Annotated in this window: 15 protein-coding genes; 7 read left to right on the forward strand and 8 right to left on the reverse strand. The window is 74.2% G+C overall.

The annotated features are described in order from the left end of the window. Positions 1-106 precede the first annotated feature (106 nt). Positions 107-2,209, reverse strand: coding sequence for a 3-hydroxyacyl-CoA dehydrogenase NAD-binding domain-containing protein (locus GA0070621_RS02015; RefSeq protein ID WP_091191094.1), 2,103 nt, complete (start codon positions 2,207-2,209; stop codon positions 107-109). 56 nt (positions 2,210-2,265) lie between these two features. Beyond that, a complete protein-coding gene (locus tag GA0070621_RS02020) occupies positions 2,266-3,462 on the reverse strand; it encodes a thiolase family protein (protein WP_091191097.1) in 1,197 nt (398 codons plus the stop codon). A gap of 197 nt (positions 3,463-3,659) precedes the next feature. On the opposite strand from GA0070621_RS02020, the gene GA0070621_RS02025 reads away from it, so the two are divergent. Further along, complete coding sequence (locus GA0070621_RS02025; protein WP_091191099.1) at positions 3,660-4,025, forward strand: PadR family transcriptional regulator; 366 nt, start codon at positions 3,660-3,662, stop codon at positions 4,023-4,025. A gap of 2 nt (positions 4,026-4,027) precedes the next feature. After that, positions 4,028-4,687: a hypothetical protein gene (locus tag GA0070621_RS02030; protein WP_091191101.1), complete on the forward strand. Its 660-nt coding sequence runs from the start codon at positions 4,028-4,030 to the stop codon at positions 4,685-4,687. 61 nt (positions 4,688-4,748) lie between these two features. Here GA0070621_RS02030 and GA0070621_RS02035 read toward each other — a convergent pair whose 3' ends face one another. Beyond that, a complete protein-coding gene (locus GA0070621_RS02035) occupies positions 4,749-6,020 on the reverse strand; it encodes an HRDC domain-containing protein (protein WP_407940365.1) in 1,272 nt (423 codons plus the stop codon). A gap of 283 nt (positions 6,021-6,303) precedes the next feature. On the opposite strand from GA0070621_RS02035, the gene GA0070621_RS02040 reads away from it, so the two are divergent. Next, positions 6,304-7,668, forward strand: coding sequence for a S1C family serine protease (locus GA0070621_RS02040; RefSeq protein WP_091191103.1), 1,365 nt, complete (start codon positions 6,304-6,306; stop codon positions 7,666-7,668). A gap of 145 nt (positions 7,669-7,813) precedes the next feature. Beyond that, the gene (locus GA0070621_RS02045; protein WP_091191104.1) at positions 7,814-8,611 is read left to right on the forward strand and encodes a hypothetical protein; all 798 of its coding nucleotides are present in this window, start codon (positions 7,814-7,816) and stop codon (positions 8,609-8,611) included. Positions 8,612-8,672: 61 nt separating this feature from the next. On the opposite strand, the gene GA0070621_RS02050 is transcribed toward GA0070621_RS02045, so the two are convergent. Further along, positions 8,673-9,245, reverse strand: coding sequence for a DUF3000 domain-containing protein (locus tag GA0070621_RS02050; protein ID WP_091191106.1), 573 nt, complete (start codon positions 9,243-9,245; stop codon positions 8,673-8,675). 163 nt (positions 9,246-9,408) lie between these two features. On the opposite strand from GA0070621_RS02050, the gene hemE reads away from it, so the two are divergent. From hemE to hemQ, 3 genes are read left to right on the forward strand one after another with little or no spacing between them, the layout of a single operon-like run. Next, the gene (hemE, locus tag GA0070621_RS02055) at positions 9,409-10,497 is read left to right on the forward strand and encodes a uroporphyrinogen decarboxylase (protein ID WP_091191107.1); all 1,089 of its coding nucleotides are present in this window, start codon (positions 9,409-9,411) and stop codon (positions 10,495-10,497) included. An 11-nt stretch (positions 10,498-10,508) separates the two neighbouring features. After that, positions 10,509-11,918, forward strand: a complete 1,410-nt coding sequence (gene hemG, locus GA0070621_RS02060) for a protoporphyrinogen oxidase (RefSeq protein WP_091191110.1) — start codon at positions 10,509-10,511, stop codon at positions 11,916-11,918. After that, positions 11,915-12,616 (forward strand): hydrogen peroxide-dependent heme synthase, encoded by a 702-nt coding sequence (hemQ, locus tag GA0070621_RS02065; protein WP_091191111.1) that lies wholly within the window; start codon positions 11,915-11,917, stop codon positions 12,614-12,616. The genes hemG and hemQ overlap by 4 nt, the downstream gene beginning before the upstream one ends. A gap of 45 nt (positions 12,617-12,661) precedes the next feature. Here the strand turns inward: hemQ and GA0070621_RS02070 are convergent, their stop codons facing one another. The 4 genes from GA0070621_RS02070 to GA0070621_RS02085 form a co-directional block, all read right to left on the reverse strand. Next, on the reverse strand, positions 12,662-13,777 hold the full coding sequence (locus tag GA0070621_RS02070) for a lytic polysaccharide monooxygenase auxiliary activity family 9 protein (protein ID WP_091191113.1): 1,116 nt from the start codon (positions 13,775-13,777) through the stop codon (positions 12,662-12,664). 136 nt (positions 13,778-13,913) lie between these two features. Continuing rightward, the gene (locus tag GA0070621_RS02075) at positions 13,914-14,363 is read right to left on the reverse strand and encodes a GNAT family N-acetyltransferase (protein ID WP_091191115.1); all 450 of its coding nucleotides are present in this window, start codon (positions 14,361-14,363) and stop codon (positions 13,914-13,916) included. A gap of 9 nt (positions 14,364-14,372) precedes the next feature. After that, the gene (locus GA0070621_RS02080) at positions 14,373-15,305 is read right to left on the reverse strand and encodes a cytochrome c biogenesis CcdA family protein (protein ID WP_091191117.1); all 933 of its coding nucleotides are present in this window, start codon (positions 15,303-15,305) and stop codon (positions 14,373-14,375) included. Between the two features lies 1 nt (position 15,306). Next, complete coding sequence (locus GA0070621_RS02085) at positions 15,307-15,903, reverse strand: redoxin domain-containing protein (RefSeq protein ID WP_091191119.1); 597 nt, start codon at positions 15,901-15,903, stop codon at positions 15,307-15,309. Positions 15,904-15,982 lie beyond the last annotated feature (79 nt).

Raw genomic sequence — 15,982 nt, forward strand, 5'->3', positions numbered from 1 at the left:
ACGAAACCGGAACCGGCTTGTGACCAGCGGGCCGAACGACGATCGCGGCGGCCGGACCGCCCGGGAGGGGCGGCCGGCCACCGCGATCACCGGACGCGGCGGCGGATCAATGGCGCAGGCTGGCCACCCCGGGCGGCAGGAACCGTCGGCCGGTGACCCGCTCGGCGGTGCCGGTCCGGTCCAGGTACGGCGTGACGCCGCCCAGGTGGAACGGCCAGCCGGCGCCGAGGATCATGCACAGGTCGATGTCCTGCGCCTCGGCGACCACGCCCTCGTCGAGCATCAGCCGGATCTCCTGCGCCAGCGCGTCGAGGGCGTTCTGCCGGACCTGCTCGGCGGTCAACGGCTGGTCGCCGACCACGAGCAGCTTGGCGACGTCGGCGTTGATCCGGTCTTCGACCACGATCGGCTGGCCGGAGTCGGCGATCCGCTTGAGGTTCTCGCTGACCCCGAACCGGTCCGGGAAGGCGGCGTGCAGGGTGCCGCCGACGTGGTACGCCACGGCCGGGCCGACGAGCTGGAGCAGGGCCAGCGGACGCATCGGCAGACCCAGCGGGTCCAGCGCGCTGTCCGCCACGTCCAACGGGGTGCCGGCGTCGACGGCGGCGAAGACCGTGCCGAGGAAGCGGGTCAGCAGCCGGTTGACCACGAACGCGGGGGCGTCCTTCACCAGCACCGACGACTTCTTGAGCCCCTTGCCGACGGCGAACGCGGTGGCCAGGGTGGCGTCGTCGGTCCGCTCGCCCCGGACGATCTCCAGCAGTGGCAGCACGGCGACCGGGTTGAAGAAGTGGAAGCCGACCACCCGCTCCGGGTGCTCCAGGTCCTCCGCCATCGCGGTGACCGAGAGCGAGCTGGTGTTGGTGGCGAGCACCGCCTCCGGGGAGACGATCTTCTCCAGCTCGGCCCAGACCTGCTTCTTGACGGCCAGGTCCTCGAAGACCGCCTCGATGACGAAGTCACAGTCAGCGAACGAGGTGAGCTGGCCCGGCGTCGACGCGGCGAAGGCCTCCGCCTTCGGCGAGCCGCTGACCAGGCCGTACAGCTTGGCGGCGGTGCCCTTGTCCATCCGCCCCCGGCTGACCTGCTTCTCGATCTGGGTGTGCACGTAGCCGACGCCCTTGTCGACCCGGGCCTGGTCCAGGTCGGTCAGCACGACCGGCACCTGGAGGCGACGGGCGAACAGCAGCGCGAGCTGGCTGGCCATCAGGCCGGCGCCGACGATGCCCACCTTGGTCACCGGGCGGGCCAGGCCCTTGTCCGGCGCGCCGGCCGGCCGCTTGGCCCGCCGCTGCACCAGGTCGAAGGCGTACAGGCCGCTGCGCAGTTCCTCGGAGAAGACCAGGTCGGCGAGGGCCTCGTCCTCGGCGGCGGTGCCGGCCGCGAAGTCGGCGTCCTTCGCCGTCTCCAGCAGGTCCAGCGCCTTGTACGCGGCCGGGACCGCGCCGTGCAGCCGCTGGTCGAGGGTCTGCCGGGCGAAGTAGAGCACGCCCGCCCACATGTCCTTGTCGACCTCGGGCCGGGTCACGGTGACCTCGCCCCGGACCACCCCGGCGGCCCATTCCAGGGACCGCTCCAGGAAGTCGGCCGGCTCCAGCAGCACGTCCGCGATGCCCATCTCGGCCGCCTGCTTCGGCTTGAGCATCCGGTTCTGCATCAGCGGGTTCTGCAGGATCACCTGGGTGGCGGCCGGGATGCCGATGAGGTTCGGCAGCAATTGGGTGCCGCCCCAGCCGGGCACCAGTCCGAGCGAGACCTCGGGCAGCGCGAGCGCCGCGGCACCGCCGGAGAGCGTCCGGTAGTGGCAGTGCAGGGCCAGCTCCAGGCCGCCGCCCATCGCCGCGCCGTTGACGAACGCGAAGGTCGGGATCCCGCTGTCCTTCAGCCGGGCGAAGACCCGGTGGCCGAGCCGGCCGATCTCCAGGGCCTGCTCGCGGTTCGCCAGCAGCGGCAGGCTGGTGATGTCCGCGCCCACGCAGAAGATGTACGGCTTGCCGGTGACCGCGACGAACGCCGGGTTCGCCGCCAGGGCCGCGGTGATCGCCTCGTCCAGGCTGGCCAGCCCGGCCGGGCCGAAGGTGTTCGGCTTGGTGTGGTCGAGGCCGTTGTCCAGGGTGATCAGGGCGGCGGGACGGTCCAGCCCCGGTACGTCCACCTGGCGCAGCAGCGCCCGGGTGACGACCTCGTTCGGTGCGGCGAGCGCGCTCACAGTGCCACTTTCCGTTCGCGACTGCGGGGCTCGCAAACCCGGCTCACTCCTCGCGCTCACTTGTCTCCACCCTCCCAGTTGGGGTTCTCCCAGATGACCGTGCCGCCCATGCCGATGCCGATACACATGGCGGTGATGCCGTAGCGGACCTCGGGGTGCTCGGCGAACTGCCGGGCGAGCTGGGTCATCAGCCGTACGCCCGAGGAGGCGAGCGGGTGACCGATGGCGATCGCGCCGCCCCACGGGTTGACCCGCGGGTCGTCGTCGGCGATGCCGAAGTGGTCGAGGAAGGCGAGCACCTGCACGGCGAACGCCTCGTTCAGCTCGAACAGGCCGATGTCGGAGATGGTCAGGCCGGCGATGCGCAGCGCCTTCTCGGTCGACGGGATCGGGCCGACCCCCATCACCTCGGGCTCGACGCCGACGAAGCCGTACGACACCAGCCGCATGGCGATCGGCAGGCCCAGTTCGCGGGCGGTCTCCTCGGCGACGATCAGGGCGGCGGTGGCGCCGTCGTTCAGGCCGGCCGCGTTGCCGGCGGTGACCTTGCCGTGCGGGCGGAACGGGGTCTTCAGGCCGGCGAGCTTCTCCAGCGAGGTGTCCCGGGGCGCCTCGTCCACGGACGCCAGGCCCCACCCGGTCTCCGGGTCGCGGACGGCGACCGGCACCAGGTCACCCTGGAGCTTGCCGTTGGCGTACGCCTTGGCGGTCCTCTGCTGGGAGGCGAGCGCGAACGCGTCGGTGCGCTGCTTGGTGATGTGCGGGACCCGGTCGTGCAGGTTCTCCGCGGTGGCCCCCATGACCAGGGCGGACGGGTCGACCAGCTTCTCCGCGACGATCCGCGGGTTGGGGTCGACGCCCTCGCCCATCGGGTGGCGGCCCATGTGCTCGACGCCCCCGGCGATGGCGACGTCGTACGCGCCCATCGCGATGCCACCGGCGACGGTGGTGACGGCGGTCATCGCGCCGGCGCACATCCGGTCGATGGCGAAGCCGGGCACCGTCTTGGGCAGGCCGGCCAGCAGGGCGGCGGTGCGGCCGATGGTCAGGCCCTGGTCGCCGATCTGGGTGGTGGCGGCGATGGCGACCTCCTCGACCCGCTCCGGCGGCAGCTGCGGGTTGCGTCGCATCAGCTCGCGGATGCAGCGGATCACCAGGTCGTCGGCGCGGGTGTTGGCGTACATGCCACCCGCCTTGCCGAAGGGGGTGCGGACGCCGTCGACGAAGACGACATCCCGAACTTCACGGGGCACTTGGAGCCTCCTTTTCGACCATGATCCGGCCTCCGCGCCGACAGGCGGCGCCACGGGCCGAATGAAGGTCGCCGGCACTGGCGTTTATCCGGATGCTACTCGTCAGTAACCAGCGCCGTCACCATCCCCCGTGTGGCTCACCCCACACCACGGCGAGGTATTTGACGACACATAATAGCGTCACTATTATGTGTCGCATGGTACCGGTGGAGGAAGGCGAGGGTGAGGAGCGGCAGACCCAGCTGCTCCGGGGCGTCCTCGACATGTGTCTGCTGGCGCTGCTGGATCACGAGCCCGCCCACGGCTACGAACTGGTCCGCCGGCTGGACGCCGCCGGCCTGGTCGGGGTCGGCTACGGCACGGTCTATCCACTGCTCACTCGGATGCGGCGACTCGGGCTGGTCACGGACGTGGTGCAGGAGAGCCCGAGCGGCCCGCCCCGCAAGGTCTACGCACTCAGCGCGGAGGGCAGGCGACGGCTCGCCGCCTGGAAACGGCAATGGAAGTCCTTCGTCGACACGGTCGACGTCGCGATCACCGACGTGCACACCACCGGGAGGTAGCCGTGCAGGACGCGGACGACGTCATCGCCATCGCCGAACACGAGTGGCGGGCCCTCGGGGTGGTACCCCGCGACCGGGCGGCGCTCGCCGACGACCTGCGCCGGGAGTTGGAGGCCGCGGCCGCGGACGGCATCACCCCGCAGGAGTTGCTCGGTGACGCCGATATCCGGGCGTTCGCCCGGCGACTCGCCGCCGAGGCCGGTGCCGGCCGCCTGCCGTACGAGACCGATCGTCTGCTGCGCACCGCGCTCGTCGGCGCGCTGCCCGGACTGGTGCTCTCCTGGCTGTTGCTGTGGGCGCAGACGCCGGTGCCGTTCCCGGTGGAGCAGTCGGTCGCGGACCTGGTGCTCCGGTACCTGATCTGCGTCCTGGCCGTGCTCGGCGGCGCGCTTTTCGCCGTCCGCCGGTGGATGGCCGATGTTCCCGCGATCGGCCGGACGGTGTGGGCGATGGCCCTGCTCCTGCCGGTAGCCGGGGTGCTGGTGACGCCGGTGACCATGGCCTTCGCCTGGACCATGGGCTACAGCACGGCGCAGCCGGTGGTGCTGGCCGAGGCGGCCCTGGTGGCTGGCGCGCTGGCCGGGGCGACGGCGCTGGCCCGCCGGTGGGCGCTCGCCCCCGCACTGCGGGACGCCCGGTCGGCAGCCACCGGAAGCCGGTGACCCGTCCGGCCCGCCGCCACCGATCCCCTCCGGCGGGCCGCCACCGGAGGGGATACGCCGGTCAGGTGAGCTCGTCGGGCCCGGGGAGTTGTCCCGTCAGTTCCCCGGCGAGCAGCCCGATCTGCCATTCCCGGGCGCCGAAGCCGCGGAGGGTTTCCGCCACGGTGTCCTCGGTGATCTCCTCGGGGGGCTGCCAGGCGAGGCGGCGGACGTAGTCCGGCGCGATCAGGTTCTCCGCCGGCAGGTTGTGCTCGCCGGAGATGCGCAGCACCACCTCCCGGCTGCGGGCCAGCCGGGCGGCCGCCACCGGGTCGCGCTCCGCCCACCGGTGCGGCGGGGGCGGGCCCTCCACGACCGGGGCCACCGGCAGCGCGTCGTCGGGCAGCTGGCGGGCGTCGTCCAGGGCGGCCAGCCAGGTACGGGCCAGCCGGCGTACCGAGCGACCACCGAAGCCGGGCAGGGTGAGCAGGGTCTTCTCGTCCTTCGGGTCCAGCTCGGCGGCGGCCACGATCGCCGAGTCCGGCAGCACCCGCCCAGGTGCCGCGTCCCGCCGCGCGGCGATCTGGTCCCGGGCGTACCAGAGCGAGCGCACCCGGGCCTGCGCCCGGGCACCGCGTACCCGGTGGATGCCGGAGGTGCGCCGCCACGGCTCGGCCCGTACGCGGGGCGGACGGGCGCCGGTGCGGACCAGCGCGGCGAACTCCTCCGCCGCCCACTCCGACTTGCCCTGCCGGCGCAGCTCCTCGTCGAGGGCGTCGCGCAGGTCGACCAGCATCTCCACGTCCAGCGCCGCGTACGTCAGCCAGGACTCCGGCAGCGGCCGGCTGGACCAGTCCGCCGCCGAGTGGTGCTTCTCCAGCGTGTAGCCGAGTAGCTGTTCGGTCAGCGCGGCGAGGCCGACCCGCTCGAATCCGGCCAGCCGGGCGGCCAGTTCGGTGTCGAAGAGCCGGCGTGGGCGCAGCCCCACCTCGGCGAGGCAGGCGAGGTCCTGGCTGGCGGCGTGCAGCACCCACTCGGCCTCGGCGATCACCGCGTCCAGGGCGGAGAGATCGGGCAGCGGCAGTGGGTCGATGAGCGCGGTGCCGGCGCCGGCCCGCCGCAACTGCACGAGGTACGCCCGCTGGCTGTAGCGGTATCCGGAGGCGCGTTCGGCGTCCAGGGCCACCGGGCCGATGCCCGCCGAGAAACGCGCCACGACCTCGTCGAGTTCGCTCGGCGTGGCCACCGGCGCGGGGGTGCCCTCGCGGGGCGAGGTCAGTGGTACGGGGCCACCGTCGGCGGGTTCGGTCCCCGCGTCCGCGGGCTGCGGCGCGGCCGACGACGGATACGGCAGGACCTCTCCCACACGGCTTTCGGCGGCCCGACGGCGCAGGGGTGGTTCGTCGGTCACCTGACAACCCTAGTTCGCCGGGCGATCCGGTGTGCGCAGCCGGTCCGCCGTGTGTCGGCGGGATGGCCGGCGGGTGTCGTGATCGGGCCGGGTGGCACCGGCGTGGCATGGTCGGACAACGGGGGAGACAAACCCCGTTCCCGCCGGTACGGTCCATCGAGCCGCGGCGGGTGTCGAAAGCCGCGTAGCGGCATCTGACGGGCGTTCACGGGGAGGACGATCGATCATGACGGCTGGGTACCGAGCCGGCGACGGGGTGCCGGGGCAGGGTGCCGACGAGACGACCGACGCCACCCGGCCGGCCGGATCCGCGAGCGGCTTCCCCACCTGGCCGGCCGGATCCGTCAGCTTCCCCGCCCCGCCCGCCGTACCCGACGCCGTCGGCCACCGCGCCGTTCCGCCTCGGCCCGCTGGCGTTCCGGTCCTGCCCCCGGCCGTTCCGCCTCAGCCCGCGGCCGTCCCGGCCCAGCCTGCTGGCGGTCCGCCTCAGCCCGTGGCCGTCCCGGGCCAGCTCGGCGGTGTGTCGGGCCAGTTCGGCGGTGAGCCGGGGCAGTTCGGCGGGGTGCCGGGCCAGCCGGCCGTGCCTGCCAGCCGGGCCGGTTGGCCCCCGGCGGGGAACAGCGGGCAGTGGGGCGGCCCGACCGGCGCTGCCCCGCGCGTCCAGGGCGGGTGGCCGCCGGCCCCGCCCGCCGCCGCACCCGCACAGCCGGGCGCCGGTTCGGCGTATCCGGGGCAGCCGGACGTCGGGCCGGCGTATGCGGCGCAGCCCGGCCCGGTGGGGGCGTACCCCGACGGGCCGGCGGCCGGGTCCGGCCGGCGGCGCCGGCTGCCGGTGCTGGCGTTCGCGCTGGTCGCGGTGCTGGCGGTGGTCGCGGGCGGGCAGGCGTACCAGATCTACCGGCTGGACGACCGGCTCGCCGCCACCGACCGGCGGCTGGCCGACGCCCAGGGCGCGGACGGTCGCCGGCTGGACGGCCTGGAGGAGCGCGCGGAGGCCCTGGAGAAGCAGGCCGGCGCCGCGTTCAACCCGGAGGCTGTGGCCAGCGCGGTGCTGCCGAGCGTGTTCCGGGTGCGGGCCGGCGATTTCACCGGTACGGCCTTCGCGATCGGCAAGCCGCCGGCCGGCGGCGGCACCACGCTGCTCACCAACTTCCACGTGGTGGAGTCGGTCTACGACGGGGGCGGCCGGAAGGTCTTCCTGGAGCGGACCGGCCAGCGCTTCGAGGCCACCGTCGTCAAGGTCGACAAGGACAAGGATCTCGCCCAGTTGCGTACCACCGCCCGGTTCACCGGGCTGGTCGCGGCCGCCGCGTCGGTCCGGTCCGGGCAGCAGATCGTGGTGGTCGGCGCCCCGCTCGGCCTACAGGACAGCGTGACCACCGGGGTGGTGAGCGCGTTCCGCAAGGACGAGGACGGCTCCGGCCCGGTGATCCAGTTCGACGCTCCGATCAATCCCGGCAACTCCGGCGGCCCGGTGATCAACGGGTCCAAGGAGGTCGTCGGCATCGCCACCGCAAAGGCCCGGGACGCCGAGGGCATCGGCCTCGCGGTGCCGATCAAGACCGCCTGCGACAGGTTCAAGCTCTGCTGACCGGCTCCGCCCGGTCGTCCTGACCACCTCCCGTGCCCGTTCGGCGTGGCCCTGGCCACGTCGTCTCGCGGCTTCCTTGTCGTCATTTCGAGCTTTCCGGCCCGTCGGGGCCACCCGCGGGGATCAGCAACCTGGAGGAAACGACATGTCCCAGCCACCGACCGGAGCGGAGGCATACCCGCCCCAGCCGCGCGGCACCGTCCACGGCGGCCCGTACGGCGCTGGCCAGCCGGCCACCCAGCAGTTCCCGGCCACCCAGCAGTTTCCGGCCGCCCAGCCGGCGCCCCAGCAGTACGGCGCACCCGTGCCGCCCCAGCCCGTCCCGCCGGCTCCCACCCCTCCGCTCCCCGGCCAGTACATGCCCGGGTCCGCGCCCGTCCCTCCGCCCGGCTCCGCCCCGGTCTCCGCGCCCGGCTACCCGCAGCCGATGTCCGCCCCACCGATGTCCGCCCCGCCGGTCTCCGGCCCCGGGTTCGGGTCGCAGCCGATGTCGGCCCCGCCCGGGATGGCACCGCCGTACGGGGCGCCCGTGGCGGGCGCTCGCCGGGGGCGCGCCACCCTGGTCCTCGCGATCGTCGCCGGGCTGCTGTTCGTCCTCGGCGGCGTGATGACCGGCCTCTACGTCACCACGAACACGAAGCTGCACGTCACCGAGCAGAAGGTCAGCCAGCGGGACGGCACGATCGCGGCGAACCGGCAGGAGATCGACAAGCTCGGGGCCGACCTCCAGACGGTGCGGGACAAGCTCGCCGACACCGAGCAGGACCTGACCGGCACCAAGAACGACCGGGACGAGCAGGCCCGGCAGAAGAAGGTCATCGCCAACTGCCTGGACAAGCTCACCACCGCTCTCGCAGCGGCGTCCCGGGGCGACAAGGCAGCCTTCGACAAGGCCAGCAAGGGCCTGGACAAGATCTGCGACGAGGCCGACAACTACCTCTGACGGGCGGTGGTACGGGCCGCTCCGGATTCCCCGGGGCGGCCCGCCCCGGCGTTTCGGCCGGTCAGGCGGCGCCGGCCGAGCGGCGGGAGGGCAGGGCCGTCACGCCGGGTGGCGGCAGCCCGGCCGTCGAGGCGAGCAGGGCGCACCAGCCGAGCAGGTGCGGGGCCAGGTCGACGCCGAGCGGCGTCCACGAGGCGCGGATCTCGATGTCCCCGGCGGCGGGCGGCCCGGCCAGCTCGCCGAACCGGGTGGAGAGCGTCTGGGTGACCGTGCCGCCGATCGCCCGGTACCGGGCGTCCTGCGCGTCCAGCGCGTCGGTCAGCCAGGTCCAGCCCACCCCGGGCAGCAACGGGTCGCTGGCCAGGTCCACCTCCAGCTCGGCGGTCACGTAGGTGACCAGCCGCAGGGTGCCCTGCCACGCCTCGTGCCCGGCCGGGTCGTGCAGCAGGATCAGCCGCCCGGTGGCCACCTCGTCGTCGTCCCGGAGCACGGCCGCGGAGAGCGCGAACGCGTACGGGGCGAGGCGCTGGGGGGCGCCGACCTCCTCCAGCACGATCTCGGTGCGGGGCGTCACCGACCGCAGCCCGGCGACCGCGCGGGCGAAGGTTTCCGGGAGCGCGATCGGGGGGGCCATGACGGCAGCCTATGCCGCCCCCCGCCCGCGCCGGGCGACGGCACGCCGAGCGGCGGTCACGATCATGTGACAGCGGCGGCCGGTGTCAGCAGGCCCTTCTTCTACGTCACAAAAGGTGATGGGGGCGGCGGGCCGGATCGGCCGGCGTGGCACGATTGCCGCGATGAGCACCGACACCACGGGCACCGCCGCCCGAGACGGACAAACCCGCCCCGGTGGGCCGGCCCACTCGTCCTTCGTCCGCGCCTGCCGGCGGGAGCCCGTGCCGCACACCCCCGTGTGGTTCATGCGCCAGGCCGGTCGCTCGCTGCCGGAGTACCGGGAGATCCGGGCCAACGTGCCGATGCTGGAGTCGTGCCGCCGCCCCGAACTGGTCACCGAGATCACCCTCCAGCCGGTGCGCCGGCACGGGGTGGACGCGGCGATCCTGTTCAGCGACATCGTGGTGCCGGTGGCCGCCGCCGGCGTCGACCTGGACATCGTGCCCGGCACCGGGCCGGTGGTGGCCGAGCCGGTCCGCGCCGCCGCCGACGTCGACCGGATCCGACCGATCACCCGCGACGACGTGTCCTATGTGGACGAGGCGGTCCGGCTGCTCGTCGCCGAGCTGGGCGACACCCCGCTGATCGGCTTCGCCGGCGCCCCGTTCACCCTGGCCAGCTACCTGGTCGAGGGCGGGCCGTCGCGGACCCACGCGAAGACCAAGGCGCTGATGTACGGCGACCCGGAGCTGTGGCACGCGCTCTGCGACCGGCTGGCCGACGTGACGCTCTCCTTCCTGCGGGTGCAGGTCGACGCCGGGGTCTCCGCGGTGCAGCTCTTCGACTCCTGGGCCGGCGCGCTCTCCGAGGCCGACTACCGGCGCTACGTGCTGCCGCACTCGACCCGGGTGCTCGGTGGCCTGGCCGACGCGGTGCCCCGGATCCACTTCGGGGTGGGCACCGCCGAGCTGCTCGGCGCGATGGGCGAGGCCGGCGCCGACGTGGTCGGCGTGGACTGGCGTACGCCGCTGGACGTGGCGACCCGCCGGATCGGCCCGGACAAGGCCGTGCAGGGCAACCTCGACCCGTGCGTGCTGTTCGCCCCCTGGCCGGTGGTGGAGGCGGAGGTACGCCGCATCGTCGACCAGGGGCGGGCCGCCCCCGGTCACGTGTTCAACCTCGGCCACGGCGTGCTGCCGGAGACCGATCCCGACGTGCTGACCCGGGTGGTCGCGCTGGTGCACGAGCTCAGCGCGCGGCCCGTCGAATAAGAGGAGGGGCCGTGGCGCGACCGAGCCGGGTGGCGATCGTCGGTGGTGGGATCGCCGGATTGGCCGCCGCCGTCCGGTTGCGCGACCGCGCCCCCGCCGGTACCGAGATCACCGTGTACGAGCAGTCCGGCCGGCTCGGCGGGAAGCTGCGCACCGGTGAGCTGGCCGGTGGCCCCGTCGAGTTCGGCGCCGAGTCGTTCCTGATGCGCGACCCGGCCGGCGGGGAGTCCGCCGCGGTGGCCCTGGTCCGTAGGCTCGGCCTGGCCGGGTCGATCGTGCACCCGAGCGTCGGGCAGGCCGCGCTCGTCGTCGACGGCGGGTTGCGCCCGGTGCCGGGCGGCACCCTGGTCGGCGTACCCGGGGACCTGGACAAGGTGGCGGCGGTGGCCCGGCCGGCGGCGGACGCCGACCGGGACGCCGGCCGCCCGCTGCTCGGTTCGGACGCCGACGTGCCGGTCGGCGCGCTGGTCCGCGCCCGCCTCGGCGACGAGGTGGTGGACCGGCTGGTCGACCCGATGCTCGGTGGCGTCTACGCGGGCCGGGCCGACAACCTCTCCCTGGTCACCACCATGCCGGCCCTGGCTCGGGCGGCCCGGGTCGAGCACACCCTGGTCGGTGCGGTCCGGGCGGCGCAGGCCGCCGCGCCCCGCGTCCCCGGCGCGCCGGTCTTCGGCACCCTCGCCGGCGGGCTGAGCACCCTGGTCGAGGCGGCGGCATCCGCCAGCGGCGCGACGATCCGCCGGGACGCGGCGGTCCGGGAGCTGCACCGCACCGCCACCGGCTGGCGGCTGACCGTCGGCCCCACCCGTGATCCTGACTACGTCGACGTGGACGCGGTGGTGCTCGCCGTGCCGGCCCGTCCGGCCGCCCGGCTGCTCGACGGCCCGGCGCCCGAGGTGGCCGCCACCGTCGGCGGGCTGGACTACGCCAGCGTCGCGCTGATTACCATGGCCCTGCCGGAGCCGGAGCTGCCGGAGCTGTCCGGGTTCCTGGTGCCGGCCACCGAGGGGCTGCTGATTAAGGCGTCGACGTTCTTCACCACCAAGTGGGGGCACCTGCGCCGGGCGGACGGCGTCGCCCTGGTCCGCGCCTCCGTCGGCCGGTACGGCGACGAGACATCGCTGCAACTCACCGACGAGGACCTGGTCGCCACCGTGCACCGGGAGCTGTCGAAGGTGCTGGGTGTCCCGCTGCCCAGCCCGGTCGGCCGGCACGTGCAGCGGTGGGGCGGTTCCCTGCCGCAGTACACGCCCGGGCACCTCGGCCGGGTGGCGGCGGTCCGGGCGGCGTTGCGGGCCGCCCACCCGACCCTGGCCCTGGCCGGGGCCGGCTACGACGGCGTCGGCATCCCGGTCTGCGTCCGCTCCGGCGAGACCGCGGCCGAGGAGATCATCACAGCACTGGGAGGATCGGCAGCATGACCGAGCAGACCAACGCGGCGCGGCTGCGGGAGCTCAACGAGACCATCCGCTACACCATGTGGTCGGTGTACCGGGCGACCAGTCCGCTCCCGTCGCTGCGCGAGAACGTCGTCGACGAGGTCGAGTCCCTCTTCGCCGAGTTGGCCGGCAAGGACGTGACCATCCGGGGCACGTACGACGTGTCCGGCCTGCGCGCCGACGCCGACCTGATGATCTGGTGGCACTCCTCGTCGAGCGACGCGCTCCAGGACGCGTACCTGCGGTTCCGCCGGACCACGCTGGGCCGGGCGCTCACCCCGGTCTGGTCGCAGCTGGCGCTGCACCGGCCGGCCGAGTTCAACAAGAGCCACATCCCGGCGTTCCTGGCCGACGAGGAGGCCCGGGCCTACGTCTGCGTCTACCCGTTCGTCCGCTCGTACGAGTGGTACCTGCTGCCGGACGCCGAGCGGCGCGAGATGCTCGCCGAGCACGGGCAGATGGCCCGCGGCTACCCGGACGTGCGGGCCAACACGGTGGCCTCCTTCGCCCTCGGCGACTACGAGTGGATGCTCGCCTTCGAGGCCGACGAGCTGCACCGGATCGTCGACCTGATGCGCGACCTGCGGGGCTCCCGGGCCCGTCGGCACGTCCGTGAGGAGGTTCCCTTCTACACCGGCCGCCGCCGGCCCATCGCCGACATCGTCACCTGCCTGGTGTGAGAGCGGGGCCCCGGCGTGCTGCCGGGGCCCCTGCCCACTTTCTCGTCAGACGGTCGCGGTGCAGGTCGGAGTGGGGGTGGCACTGTTGCCGGAGGCGAGGAAGCCGAAGGTGGTCTGCGCCCCGGCGGCCAGTGACCCGTTGTAGTCGACGTTCTTGGCGGTCACCGTGGACCCGCTGCTGGTCACCGTGGCGTTCCACGACTGGCTGATCTGCTGGCCGCCCGTGTACGTCCAGGTGACCGTCCAGCCCTTGATCGCCGAGGCGCCGGCGGTCACGGTCACCTCGGCCTGGAAACCGCCGGTCCAGGAGTTGGTGATCCGGTAGACGGCGGAGCAGGCCCCGGCCGGCGGCCGGGTGGTCGGGGGAGCGGTGGTCGGCGGGGCGGTGGTCGGCGGGGCGGTCGTCGGGGGAGCGGTCGTCGGCGGGGCCGTGGTCGGCGGCGCGGTGGTGGGCGGGGTGGTCGAGCCGCCACCGAAGTCGACGTCGCTGCAGATGTAGTAGGACTGGTCCATGTGGCTGGCCTGCCAGATGGTGTAGACGATGTGCCGGCCGGTGCGGCCGGGGGCGTTACCCGGCACCTGGATGGAGACGCCGCCCGTCTCCGGGGTCCACTTGGCTGCCGGCGTGTTGCCGATCTGGCCGACCAGTTCCAGGTCGCTCCAGGCCAGCGGCTTGGTCAGCGCGTTGAAGCCCTGCTTCGTCACGTACACCCGGATGTAGTCGGCGCCGTGGCTGGCCTGGTCGAAGAACTTGATCCGGAAGTTGTTGCCGATCGACGTGGTCTTCCAGGCGCCGACGGTGTCGAGGGCGTTGTACCGGCCGGACTGGGTGCGGCCACCGCTGCACAGTTGGCCGTCCGGGATGGCCGCCTGGTGGTTGCCGGCGACGCCCTCGCGGAACAGGCCGTTCCAGTTCCACATGGCGTTCGGGTCGGCCTGCCAGGCCTGCCAGCACATCGGGTCCTGGGTGGCCATCGCCGGGTTCTGGAAGTCGCTGCCCCAGCGCTGCCAGCAGCCGTAGTTGCGTGACGCCGGGTCCACCACGGACCCGTGCGCGGAGGCCGGGCTGGCCAGGACGGTGGTGAGCAGCGCCGCGACGAGCGTGCCGACGGCGAGGAACGCCGTCGCGACCAGGGTGCGGCGGCGGGGCGGTGTGGACATGTGAGCCTCCGGGGTGAGGTCGGTTGACGACGCCCGGACGGCGCGGAGTTGCCCCCTCCTGCGCCCCGTTGGGTTACTCCCGCGACGGCTCTGCCTGGCACGCTCCCACAAGAAAGCGGCGTGCGTCAATGTCTTCTCAGGCGGCCGGCCGGCCCTCCCGCCGCATCGGGGTGTGCGGGATGCCGTCTTCCAGGTAGTCGGGCCCGCTGACCGTGAAGCCGTGGCCGGCGTAGAAGGCGGCCAGGTGGCTCTGCGCCTCCAGCACGCACGGGCCCGCGCCGACCAGGGCCAGCGCCTCGGTCATCAGCCGGCCGGCCAGGCCCGCGCCGCGGGCCGCCGGCGCCACCACCACCCGACCGATCCGCGCCACGCCGCCGGGGTCGGTCAGGATCCGCAGGTACGCCACCACCGCGCCGTCCCGGGTCAGCCAGAGGTGCCGGGTCCCGGGTTCGACGTCCCGGCCGTCCAGTTCCGGGTACGGGCAGGACTGCTCCACCACGAACGTGTCGATGCGCAGCCGGAGCAGGTCGTGGAAGGTGCGGGCGTCCAGCTCGGCGAAGCTCGCGACGTGGGACTCGATGGGCATCCCGCGATGTTAGGTCGCGTCCACGTCGCGGCTCTGGCTGCCCCGGACCGGAGTGGCCTCGACGCCGGCTTCCGCGTCGGCTCGGGCGGCGGTGGCCCGGCGGCGGACCAGCGTGCCGGCGACGGCTGCCCCGAGCAGCGCGGCGACGACGCCGGCGACGGCCCACGGGCCCAGCCCGGCCAACCACCCGCTCACCGCGCCCTGCGCCCGGCCGGCGGCGGCGACCACCGGGTCGTCGGCGTCGCCGCCGGCGAAGAGCCGGACCTCGTACCAGCCGTACCAGGCGACGTAGCCGCCGGTGAGCACCAGCAGCAGGCCGGCGAGCCGGCCGAGCAGCGGCGCGGCCCGCCGGGTGCGCCGGACCAGGGACTCCCGGGCCAGCGCCACGGCGAGGGCCGCCGCGCCAACCGCCATCCCCATGCCGAGGGCGTATGCCACGAAGAGGCCGATCCCGGCGGCCGCGCTGCCGGCCCGGAAGCCGGCCACCACCACGGCGAGGAACGGCCCGACCGTGCAGCCGAGCGAGGCCACCGCGTACGCCACACCGAAGAGCGCCATCGAGCCGAACCGGGCCTGGACGGCCGGGCCGGCCGCCGGTCGCGAGGTGACGGCCGGTAGTTGCCGACCGGCGAGGAGCCACCCGCCGGCCAGTACCAGCGCCGCGCCGATGAGCACCGACACCCACGGCAGCCGGTGCGCGACCGCGTCCGCGACCGGCCCGGCGAGCAGGCCGAACGCGCCGAAGACCGCGACGAAACCGGCGGTCATCGCGCCGGTCAGGGCCAGCGCCCGGCCCACCGGGGCGAGCGGTCCCCGGGCGGCCGCCGGGCCGTCGCCCAGCACCAGTACCGACAGGTACGCGGGCAGCAGCGCGAACCCGCACGGGTTCACTGCGGCGAGCAGACCGGCCGCGACGGCCAGACCGTAGGGGGCGTCGGGCATGTCAGGCCAGCTCGGCGACGCGCCGGCGCAGCTCCGCCTGGGACAGCGCCCCGGAGTGCACCACCTTCCCGGTGGAGTCGAGCAGCACGTACCACTCCTGGCTGGTGACGCCGAACCGGCGCCACACCGCGCCCTCGTCGTCGGCCAGGTTGGGGAAGGCGGCGATGCCGGTGTCCCGGGCGAACCGGCGCATGGCGTCGGCGCCGCTGCCAAGCCCGGCCACGCCGATCAGGTTGACCCGGCCGGCATTGTCCCGCCGCACGGCGGCCACGTCGTCGGCGACGCTCCGGCAGCGACTGCACCAGGCCGCCCAGAACCAAAGCACGGCCGGCTTGCCGGCGAGGCTGCCGCCGGTGAACGACCCGCCGTCGATGGTGCGCGCGGTGAAGTCCAGCGTGGCGGGCACCGGCGCGGCGGGGCCGCTCGACGTGGCGACGGACGTCGAGGTTGAGCCCGCCGGCACCGAGGCGGTCGGGGCCACCGGGGCTGAGGCGGCCGGGGCCGCGTCGTCGGTCGGCTGGTCGGCGCCTGCGCAACCGCCGAGGGCGAGAACGGCGGTCAGCGTGAGCGGCAGCAGTGGCGATCTGGAGGCAGGCATGGCCGGGATGCTATCCACGGCCGAGCGTTCCGACCCTTACCGCCCGGTTACGGCCGCCGTCAGCTCGTGGCGGCGGCGC

This window comes from Micromonospora narathiwatensis (assembly GCF_900089605.1).
GTDB classification, from domain to species: Bacteria; Actinomycetota; Actinomycetes; order Mycobacteriales; family Micromonosporaceae; genus Micromonospora; species Micromonospora narathiwatensis.